Raw genomic sequence first — 10111 nt, forward strand, 5'->3', positions numbered from 1 at the left:
CCGCGCAGCACCGCCTGCCGCACCCAGCCGGCACCTTCGCGTCGCGCGGGGGCTCAGCGGATGAGCGCGGGCGGTGGCGCGACGGCGGCCTTCGCCGGGCCGCGTTCAGCGACTGCGTCCCGCCTAGGGACTGCGTGCCTCCCAGCGACTGCGTGCCGTCCGCTGCCTCCTCCGCGCCGCGGCTGGCGGACGCGTAGGCCTTGATGCTGCCGGGGTCGAAGGGGCGCGTGCCGTAGAGCGCGCCGTAGAGCGCCGCGCAGAAGCTGAACTGGTCCGTGCGCGCGTCCAGCTGCGAGCCCCGGAACTGCTCCGGGGACATGTAATTGGGCGTGCCCACCAGCAGGCCCGCTTCGGTGAGCGTGGTGTCCAGCATCCGCCGGTCGGACGCCTCCAGCAGCTGGGCCTCCTCCGGCGAGGCCGCGGCCTCCGGCCCGTCGCCCACCTGCCGCGCCAGCCCGAAGTCCGTCACGTAGGCGCGGCCCGCGCGGCTCACCAGCACGTTGGCGGGCTTGAAGTCGCGGTGCACCAGCCCCGCTTCGTGCGCGGCCTGGAGCCCCCGGCCCGCCTGGAGGTAGCGCTCCAGCACCTCGCGCCAGGACGGCTTCGCCTCCTTCAGCCACGAGCCCAGCGTGCCGCCGTCCACCAGCTCCATGGCGACGAAGACCTGGTCGCCCCACATGCCCACGTCGAAGACGGGGATGACGTTGGGATGGGAGACGCGCGCCATGGCCTGCGCCTCGCGCAACAGCCGGGACCGCGCCTCCTCGTTGTCGTGGTTGGCGTTCGGGTGCAGCAGCTTCAGCGCGACCTTGCGGTCCAGGTCCGGATCATAGGCGGCGTACACCACGCCCATGCCGCCCTGCCCCAGCTTGCGCAGCAGCAGGTAGCGGCCCACCTGGGGGACGGGAGGGACGTCCTCCGCGCGGCGGGGCGCGGGGCCGGTGCCGCGGCCCGTGCCGGCGCCCGAGCGCGCGGAGTCCAACGGGCCCGTCCCTGCGCTTCCCCTGCCGGTGTCTCGTCTGGTCATGGTCGGTGCACCTGATCCGCGAGTCTACCGCCGGCCCTCACCTGCTCCGAACATCCTTCCGCGATGCGTCAACCACGGCTGCCTGCCTGGTGACGGCGGTCATCAGCGCCTGACGGCAGTCATCAGCGCTCGCGCACGGGGTGGGGGGCAACCCCCTGGAAACAGGAACCGGGGGCGTCCTCCGGAGGTGGCACGCCGGCCGCAATGGGGGCCTGCATCGCCGTCCTCGCAGCCCTCCCCCTTCTGGAGCCCTCCATGGCCCTCGCCCCCGTCACCCGGAAGCCGATTGCTCCCGTCGCCCCTCCCGCCGTCACCGAGAAGCCGGCCGCCGCCCCCCAGGCCGCGCCCGTGGAGGAGAGGAAGCCCGCCGTCGTGGCGGACGGCTTCGACGCGAAGAAGCCCGCGACGGGCCCGGAGCTCAGTGGCGCGGGGCGACGCGGTGAAGGCGCCGCCACGGCCGTGAAGTCCGCGACGGGCCCGGAACTCAGCGGCGTGGGCGGCGCGGTGAAGGCCGCCGCCACGGCCGTGAGGCCCGCGGGCGTCCCCGAGCTGCGCGTGGGGCTGGCGGCGACGGGCGCGGCCCCGGTGGAGCGCCAGACGGTGTCCGGCGAGGACAAGGCGAAGCAGGCGGTGGAGTTGAAGACGGTGGGCGAGCGCCGCACCGAGACGGTGGAGGCGCAGAAGGCCCTGCGGGAGAAGACCGCGCAGGAGGCCGACAGGCTCTTCGCCATGGCGGACGGCAAGGAGCAGGTGCCCGAAGGCGCGAGCGTCAAGCGCCTGTCCGACACCCAGGTGGAGCTCACCCGCGTCAACGGCCAGAAGGAGGTGGTGGAGCGCTCCGTCGCGACGAAGCAGGACGGCGCGGTGGTGATGGACACGGCCGCCTACGAGGACGGCGTCAACAAGCGCGACCGGCTGGAGCTGAAGGACGACGGCAGCTCGCTGGTGGAGCGCGCGGAGTGGAAGGGCGACAAGAACGAGACGGCCGACCTCAAGTCCTTCGGTGACATCTCCCAGACGAAGGACAAGGGCCTCACGTACACGCGCAACGCGGTCCACATGGAGCCGAACAAGGACGGCGACCGGCTGATCACCGACGCGTACTCGCAGGCGGACGGCGGCGCGCAGACGAGCCGCACGGCCTACTACCAGCAGAAGGGAGGCGGCTCCATCGACAACAAGCTCAAGGGCCCGTTCGACTTCGACAAGCCGGTGGATCGCGCGGACACGTACACCTATACGATTCCGCCTCCGGGCGAGGACGGCTCGCAGGGCGACGTGCAGTACAGCCGCGTGCAGGACTTCTCCCAGGACACCGTGAAGGCGACGTCCTACGTGGACCGCACGCTGGACGGCCACACGCACCTCGCGGGCTCCGGCCCCCACACGATGGACGAGCTGCACAAGGTCCGTGACGAGTACGGCAAGGGCGGCGGGGAGAACTGGGACGCGGACAAGACGGGCGACGGCCGCCCGCCGAAGCGCTGGACGGTGGACCTGCAGAAGGGCGCGGACCGGCTGGACTCGCAGACCTTCATCGAGGGCTACCCGGACGCGACCATCAAGACGGAGCGGACGCGCGAGGGCAGCACGGTGAAGGAGAAGTACGAGGGCAAGACCTTCGAGAAGGCGGACTCCTCCAAGCGCGTGCCCGTGAACGGCGAGTCCTCCACCACCTACGGCCAGGACGGCTCCATCGAGAAGATGGATTCGAAGAGCCGCGAGCCGGACGGCGCCGACCTGGAGCAGCACTACAACAGCAGCCGCAAGGCCACCGACCAGGGCCTGGAGCTCCAGGAGTCTCTGGAGACGAAGCGCACGAAGGACGACAAGACGGAGAGCGCGCTCAAGGAGGACACGTCGCTCTTGTCCGGTGAGGGCGCGCAGCTGGTGAACTCACGCACCACCGTGACGGACGCGGACGGCCGCAAGGGCATCCACGAGGTGGGCAAGGACGGCGAGCGGATGCAGCTGTCCGGCAAGGGCGGCGCCGACATGCGCGACGTCACCGACGCGGAGGCCTTCAAGGACGATGCGTTCGGCAAGGTGCTGCTGGAGCAGGCCTCCATCTACACCGCGAACACGGTGAACCAGTACGCCAACAGCGGCGGCGCGCAGGCGCTGAACGTCCTCAAGGGCCTGAGCCAGGACGCGGGCCGGCTGCCGGCGAAGGCGACGGAAATCCTGGGCAGGGACACGCTCTCCAAGGGCCTGAACGCGGCGCAGGGTGGCGCGAGCGCGCTGGGCGGCGTGGCGGGCGTGGTGGCGGGCGGCATGTCGCTGGCGCGGGGCATCCGCGAGAACAACATGCCGGACATCGTGAAGGGCGTGTCGGACACGGCCAACGGCGCGGTGAACATGTACACGGGTGGCAAGGCGTTCACGGAGGCCATCAAGGACTTCAAGAACGCGGGCGCGCTCACCACCACCACGCCCCCCACCGCGGCCAAGAGCATGCCCTGGGCGAAGTCACTGGCGAACCCGAAGGTGGGCAACGCCATCACCAGCACGGTGCTGGATTCGGTGAAGGGCATGGGCGGCATCGGCAAGGTGGCCGGGGTGACGGCGAGCGCCGGCAGCAAGGCGCTCTCCGCGCTCAAGGCGGCGGGCGGCGCGGCCAACGTGCTGGGCGCGGTGGGCGGCGCGGCGGCGGCGTGATGGACATCGTCAACGGCGCGAAGGTGAACGACGGCGCGCAGATCGCCAAGGGCGCCGTCGGCATCGCGGGCAGCCTGGGTGGCGCGGTGGCGGTGGGCGCGATTGGCGGCCCGCTGGGCATGGCGGTGGGCGCCGGCATCGGCCTGCTGACCTTCGGCTTCGGGAAGCTGATGGACCTCATCAGCGACAAGCCGCACAAGATCTCCGAGCTGCAGATCGACTGAAGCGCGGCTCGGATGGAGGCGGCGGTGGACGGAGCCACCGCCGCCTCCTGGACTCTCAGCGCTTCACGCGCAGGGTGCGCCTGGAATCCCCGTAGCGCACCGGGTGAGGCGCATCCACGACACGCCGCTGCCGTCCTGGCGCTTCGCCAACCGCGCCAGAGCGTCCAGCGCCGCCGCATGGACCTCCACGCCACGACTGCCCGCGAACGCGCCGAAGAGAAGGCCCGCCACGGGCGCGAACATGACCGCCGCTTCCGCCTCCGCCAGCCAGGACGCCCCGGACGCCTCCACCGAGCCGCGACCGGTGAGCCCCAACGGGGACGAGAACCCTCCTCCAAGAAATTGAGACATCCCTGCCGCACGCCTCCCTCCCGGAGTGGTCCCAACTGGTCCGACTGTCGGACCAGTTCGTGCGCCCGGATGGTTTGGCCCCCCCCTGGCCAGGGCGGTGGTCCCAACTGGTCCGACTGTCGGACCAGTTCGTGCGCCGCGCCGCCGCCGGGGCGACCCGATGACGTGGTCCTTGCGCGTGTCGACATCTGCCTTCGAGCCCGCGCTCGCCCACCGCGAGGCAGCGGACGTCTCGCTCGCAGTCGATGAAGGGCTCGACGACCGCGAAGTCGTCCGCGGCGGAGAGGAGGTCCGAAAGCTCCGGCCACGCAGCGGCGTGCCAGTGCTCGAACGCGGAGCGTGGGGACAGGCCTGGAGCCTCCGGAAGCAGCCGTCCCCGTGACGTGCCGGTTGACGCGCGTCTCCGGCGCCCCTCTTATCTGCCCCTCCCCTTGAGCAGGAGTCCCCGTTGGCAGGTGTTCCGGTCGAATTGACCCCGGAGGATTACGAGGCAGTCACCCAGCGGCCCGGCATGTGCATTGTGGACTTCTGGGCCCCATGGTGCGAGCCCTGCCACACCTTCGCTCCCGTCTTCACGGAGGCGGCCGCGCGGTTCGCGGACATCACCTTCGCCCGGCTGGACGCGGAGGCCCACGAGGCGGTGTCCGAGCCGCTGGGCATCGACTCCTTCCCCACGCTCGTCGCCTTCAAGGACGGCCTGGAGGTCCACCGCGTCTCCGAGGCGCTGTCCACCGAGGCGCTGGACCGGCTGCTGGGCGCGCTGCGGGCCGTGGACGTCGCCGAGGAGAAGCGCCGCCTCGCGAACCGCGAGCGGACCGAGGCGGGCCAGCGCCCCTCCGGCGTCCCCGAGGGCGCCACCTGGGACGACGGCGACAAGGAGTGGTCCTTCGGGCCGAAGGACGTCACGGGACGGCCGCACGGCACGTGGCGGTACTGGCGCGCGGACGGCACGCTCTGCAACGAATGCATCATGAAGCAGGGCACACCGCACGGCCCCTTCAAGCGCTTCCACGAGGACGGCGCGGTGTCCCAGGAGGGCGCCTTCGAGAAGGGCCAGCTCCACGGCCCGCGCACCTGGGTCGCGTCCGAGCACTTCACCACCGAGCGCATGCACGAAGGCGGCGTGAGCGAGCGCGTGCGCAAGACGGTGATGCACTACGAGCACGGCACCGTGCGACAGGTGATGCACTTCGACGGCCAGGGCCAGCGCGTGGTGCCCTCCACCGGAGAGCCCTACCCCACCCGTCCCGCCCACCTGCCCGAGGACGCGGAGCTGCGCGAGGACCTGAACCAGTGGGCCCGGGTGACGCTCAACGCGGACGCGGAGCGCCACGGCCTCACCCGCTTCTGGGACCTGCAGGGCCAGCTCCTCTGGGAGGCCGAGTTCGAGAACGGACTGCGCCACGGACGCTGCGGGGCGCGCGCCGAGAACGCGTACGCGGACTTCCGCGTCCACTTCGAGGAGGGCCGGGCGGAAGGCAACCTCGCGTGTGGCGAGTGGTCCCTGCTGGACGCACAGCGGGCGGTGGTGCTCACGCGCGACCTGGGCCGGGCGATGGATGAGCGGACGCTGGCGCGCTCGCCGGTGTTCTCCAACCTGGCCCGGGGCGCGGAGGGGTGGCGCGAGCTGGCGAAGGAGGCCCGCGCGGACCGGCGCTACCGCGAGGCCCTGCTGGCCACGGCGCGCGCGTGCGCCACGTCGCTGGACGTCCAGCCGTTGAAGGCAGGCCTGGAGGAGCTGACGCTGCCGCGCAAGAAGGACTCGGCGAGCGAGCTCGCGGACGACGTCATGGAGGAGGCGGGCCAGGAGTGGGCCCCGATGGCGGACGCGCTCATGCGCGGGGCGGACGCCGCCACGCTGCTGCGGGCCTACGCCGTGCTGCTGGACCAGACGGACCGGCCGCGCGCGGCGCTGGACTTCCTGCACGCGGCGATGCTGCTCGCTCCGGAGCGCAAGGAGTACCTGTTCACGCGCGGCCTCATCCTGCTGAACCTGGGGGTGGCGGAGCAGGTGCGCAAGGACGCCCAGGGGCTCGCGGCGGTGGAGCCGGACACGGCCGCGTTCCTGGACACGTATGCGCGGGTGCTGTTCCCCCGCTTCGACTTCTGGGCGGGACAGGAGCCTCCGCGCTGCACCTACGACGGCCTGCCGGAGAAGCCCGAGCAACCCCTGGAGGCAATCCAGCAGCTGGTGCGTAAGTACGCCACGCGGCTCCAGGCGATGCGCGGCGCGCTGCTCCAGCGGTTCAAGCCCGGCGCCGCGGTGTCGTGGCTGCCGCCGGACCTGTCGGGCCTGCTGGGCAAGGGGCCGGTGGAGCTGAAGCAGTACGAGCTGGAGCTGGAGGACGAGCAGTTGGAGGTCGACGAGACGCTCGACGTGGAGGTGGGGCTCGCGGACCTGGCGCTGATGCTGCGGGGGGACTGGAGCGCGCTGTCCTGGCTGTTGTGGTCATGCGGGGAGACGGCGTTCCGGATGCCCACGCGCATCGCGCCGCCGGCGGACTACGGCCAGGCGGCGGGGCAGGCCTCGCAGCGGCTGTGGCAGAGCCGGGACCGCAAGTTCCGGGGAGATGCCAGCACGACGAAACCCGGCCAGGGCTTCCTGTTCGAGGGGGTGGCCCTGGGCGACCTGCATCCGAACCTGGTGTCCATCGCGGAGCGGCAGTACGCGGAGACGCAAGCGATGTTCTATTGGCTCAATGACCCGGACCACGTCTCTCCGTGGCAGAGCAATCTGAGGGGGAGCTAGGCATGAATCGGATTCGTGAAACCATCGAGGTCGCGGAGCCCCTGTGGCGCGCGCTTGAGCAGATGAGCCACGACCTGGGCGTGGACCGCGATGCCCTGGTGGCCCAGGCGCTGTTCCTGCTCGCGAAACAGAACGGCTACGTGTCGCCGACGCCGTGGTGCTCGGCACGCCGGTCGAGGGAGCGCCCGTGAGGGCACCGGCGGCCCGGGCCCCAGAGCCCGCGGTGCGTCCGGCGGAGCTTCCCACCGCCGCCCCCGTGAAGGCGGCCGTGTCCGCCGCGCCTCCGGTGGACGAGGCGGCGCATGCGCGGTCCCGCATGCAGGAGGTCCTCGCGGCCGTGGACGCGGTCGTGCAACCCCGCGACGTGCCGGTGGCAGCCGATGACGAAGAGTCGGAGGACGAGGAGGAAGCGTCCGACGAGTCCTCGGACGAAGAAGCAGAAGCGGCCGACGCGTCTTCGGACGAAGACGAAGCATCGGACGACGAAGAAGCCGGTGCTGACGAAGCGGCCGGTAGCGCGTCGTCGGACGAAGACGAAGCATCGGACGAAGAGGAGTCGGACGAAGAGGAGTCCGGCACTGCCCAAGCGGCCGACGAATCATCGGACGAAAGCGAGGCGGCCGACGAAGACGAAGCGGCCGACGAGGATGCGTCCGAGTCCGACGCCGATGCGGACGAGGAATCCGACGCGGACGCCATCGGCGCGAACGCGGAGGAAGCGAAGGCCTCCGAGGAGGAGGACGACGGTTCCGCGGCCGACATCGAAGCGGCGATCGGATCCGAAGAACTCCCGGGCACCAACGAGGCCGACGACTCCGAGCCCGAAGAGGCCAAGACGGGTGAGGAGGCCACGGGCTCCGACGAAGACGACGCGCAGGACGACGAGGCCGATGCTCGGGCCGCCGCGTCTGACGACGGCGACGCGGCCGATGCACGGGCCGCCACATCCGACGAGGACGACGAACGGGCCGCCGCGTCCGACGAGGACGACGCGCAGGCCGCGGGCTCCTCGGAAGCAGAGGAGCAGGACCTTCCCTTCGTGGCGGCTCCGGCCGCGAAGGGCCCCGCCCTCCGGAAGCAGGGCCGGGTGCTCCGTCAGTCCACTCCCGAGGACGACGCCCCCCCGGACGCCAACAAGGGCCGGAAGCCCGCCGCCAGGGCCTCCGCGCGCAAGGACCTGTTCGTGCGCCTGAGCCCGGACGGCCCCGCCACCCGCGTGGACGTGGAGCGCTTCACGCTGGGGCGTGGCCCGCAGTGCAGCCTCGTCGTGAAGTCCGGCAGGGTCTCCCGCGAGCACGCCATCGTCGTGCGCGAGGGCAACGACTACTTCATCGAGGACCTGGGCTCCTCCAACGGCACCTGGATCAACCACCAGCGCATCAAGCGCCAGAAGATCGCGGACGGAGACACCTTCAACCTGGGGACCGAAGCCGTGTACTTCTCCATGGCCCCGAGCGACGACTGACGTGCTCAGGCCTTCCGCGGCGGATCGCGGATGCCCAGGGCGGAGATGGCTCCGCCCAGCACCAGCAGGACGGCGGTGACGAGCATCACCCGGTGGAAGCCCGCGACGTCCAGTCGCGGGCCCGCGATGAGCCCCGTGAACGCGATGGCGATGAGCCCCGCGACCCGGGCGATGGCGTTGTTGATGGCCGAGCCGATGCCCGCCTGCTCCTTGCGGACCGACCCGAGCACCGCCGCCGTCAACGGCGCCACCGTCGTCGTCAGCCCCAGCCCGAACACCAGCACGCCCGGCAGCATCTGCGTCCAGAAGTCCACCGGCGTCCCGGCGCGCAGCATGAGCAGGAACCCCACGCCCGCGACACACGGCCCCACCGCCATGAACCGGCGCGCCCCGAACCGGCCCGCGAGCCCGCCGAACCTCGACGACAACAGCAACATGATGACCGTCGTCGGCATCAGCGCCAGCCCCGCCGTCGTCGCGCGGAAGCCCGCCACCTGCTGGAGGAACAGCGTGATGACGAACTCGCCCAGCGCCAGCGCCCCGTAGATGGACGTGGTGGCCAGGTTGCCCACCCAGAAGTTCCGCTCCCGGAACAGGCCCAGCGGCATCATCGGGTGCGGCGAGCGCCGCTCCTGGAACAGGAACGCGATGAACGCCGGCACGCCCACGCCCAGCGACGCCAGCACCGTGGGATGCGTCCAGCCCACCGTCCCCTGCTCGATCAGCGCATAGACCGGACCGCCCAGCCCCACGCACGCCAGCACCGCCCCCAGCACGTCGATGCGCGCGCCCTCCGGACGCGCGGGCTCCTCCATGCGCGCGAGCAGCGCCAGCGTCAACGCGATGGGCAGCACGTTGATGGCGAAGATCCACCGCCAGCCCACCGTGTCCACCAGCAGCCCGCCCACCAGCGGTCCCGCGATGAACGCGGCGCCCGTCCAGCCGGTCCAGGTGCCAATGGCCTTCGCCTGCGCGGGGCCGGAGAAGAAGGACAGGATGAGCGCCAGCGAGCCCGGCACCAGCAGCGCGCCCGTGGCCCCCTGGAGCCCCCGCGCGAGGACGAGCACCGCGCCCGTCGGCGCCAGCGCGCACAACAGCGACGTGGCCCCGAACCCCAGCAACCCCAGCCGCAGGATGCGCTTGCGCCCGAACGCGTCCGACAGCGAGCCCGCGGCCAGCATCAGCGAGCCCAGCGTGATGAGGTAGGCGTCCACCACCCACTGCTGGAGCGTGAGCCCACCGCCCAGATCCCTCACCATCGCGGGCAACGCGACGTTGATGATCGCCCCGTCCAGGAACGTGACGAGCGAGGCGAGCACGGCGATTCGCAGGACCAACCGCTGGGGAGGAGTCACGGTGCCGTGACTTTCCCGGAGGACGGCGCCACTCGCACCCCGGGGGAATCACGGGACGTCAGGCAGCCAACTGCGCCGGGGGGAGAACCGGCGAGGAGCGATGCGCTCCCCGCCGCCTTCCGCGCGTGACGATGGGCCGGCTCATCCTCCACCGCGCCCGCTGGCGGCTCCAGGCCTCCACGCTCCGTGCGCTCGGTGAACGCGACGGCGCCGAGCGCCTCCGCGAAGCCCAGCGGCTGAGAGAGCGGCTCCAGCTGCCGCGCTTCGTGGGCCTGGAGGACC

The 10111-nt window shown here is 71.7% G+C and carries 9 protein-coding genes; 6 read left to right on the forward strand and 3 right to left on the reverse strand.

Annotation, left to right across the window (positions count from 1 at the left end; all coding sequences use genetic code 11):
- Nucleotides 1–1027 (reverse strand): serine/threonine-protein kinase (locus ACLEQD_RS28690; protein WP_410388341.1); only part of this gene is annotated, 1027 nt, incomplete at its 3' end.
- Nucleotides 1028–1282: 255 nt separating this feature from the next.
- On the opposite strand from ACLEQD_RS28690, the gene ACLEQD_RS28695 reads away from it, so the two are divergent.
- Complete coding sequence (locus ACLEQD_RS28695) at nucleotides 1283–3685, forward strand: hypothetical protein (protein WP_410388342.1); 2403 nt, start codon at nucleotides 1283–1285, stop codon at nucleotides 3683–3685.
- On the forward strand, nucleotides 3682–3909 hold the full coding sequence (locus ACLEQD_RS28700) for a hypothetical protein (protein WP_410388344.1): 228 nt from the start codon (nucleotides 3682–3684) through the stop codon (nucleotides 3907–3909). Before ACLEQD_RS28695 ends, ACLEQD_RS28700 begins: the two co-directional genes overlap by 4 nt.
- 63 nt (nucleotides 3910–3972) lie before the next feature.
- On the opposite strand, the gene ACLEQD_RS28705 is transcribed toward ACLEQD_RS28700, so the two are convergent.
- Nucleotides 3973–4224: a hypothetical protein gene (locus ACLEQD_RS28705; RefSeq protein ID WP_410388345.1), complete on the reverse strand. Its 252-nt coding sequence runs from the start codon at nucleotides 4222–4224 to the stop codon at nucleotides 3973–3975.
- A gap of 484 nt (nucleotides 4225–4708) precedes the next feature.
- Between ACLEQD_RS28705 and ACLEQD_RS28710 the strand changes: the two genes are divergently transcribed.
- From ACLEQD_RS28710 to ACLEQD_RS28720, 3 genes are read left to right on the forward strand one after another with little or no spacing between them, the layout of a single operon-like run.
- Nucleotides 4709–7009, forward strand: a complete 2301-nt coding sequence (locus ACLEQD_RS28710; protein WP_410388347.1) for a thioredoxin domain-containing protein — start codon at nucleotides 4709–4711, stop codon at nucleotides 7007–7009.
- A gap of 2 nt (nucleotides 7010–7011) precedes the next feature.
- Complete coding sequence (locus ACLEQD_RS28715; RefSeq protein WP_410388349.1) at nucleotides 7012–7200, forward strand: hypothetical protein; 189 nt, start codon at nucleotides 7012–7014, stop codon at nucleotides 7198–7200.
- The gene (locus tag ACLEQD_RS28720) at nucleotides 7197–8474 is read left to right on the forward strand and encodes an FHA domain-containing protein (RefSeq protein WP_410388351.1); all 1278 of its coding nucleotides are present in this window, start codon (nucleotides 7197–7199) and stop codon (nucleotides 8472–8474) included. Before ACLEQD_RS28715 ends, ACLEQD_RS28720 begins: the two co-directional genes overlap by 4 nt.
- Nucleotides 8475–8479: 5 nt before the next feature.
- Here ACLEQD_RS28720 and ACLEQD_RS28725 read toward each other — a convergent pair whose 3' ends face one another.
- On the reverse strand, nucleotides 8480–9829 hold the full coding sequence (locus ACLEQD_RS28725) for an MFS transporter (RefSeq protein WP_410388353.1): 1350 nt from the start codon (nucleotides 9827–9829) through the stop codon (nucleotides 8480–8482).
- A gap of 125 nt (nucleotides 9830–9954) precedes the next feature.
- Here ACLEQD_RS28725 and ACLEQD_RS28730 point away from each other — a divergent pair.
- The coding region (locus ACLEQD_RS28730; RefSeq protein ID WP_410388354.1) for a lantibiotic dehydratase at nucleotides 9955–10111 on the forward strand (157 nt) is incomplete at its 3' end.

Source organism: Corallococcus sp. 4LFB (assembly GCF_046520365.1).
Lineage (GTDB): Bacteria > Myxococcota > Myxococcia > Myxococcales > Myxococcaceae > Corallococcus > Corallococcus caeni.

Coding starts and splice junctions, on each gene's coding strand:
- ACLEQD_RS28695 (WP_410388342.1), top strand. CDS start 1,283: ATGGCCCTCGCCCCCGTCACCCGGAAGCCGATTGCTCCCGTCGCCCCT.
- ACLEQD_RS28715 (WP_410388349.1), top strand. CDS start 7,012: ATGAATCGGATTCGTGAAACCATCGAGGTCGCGGAGCCCCTGTGGCGC.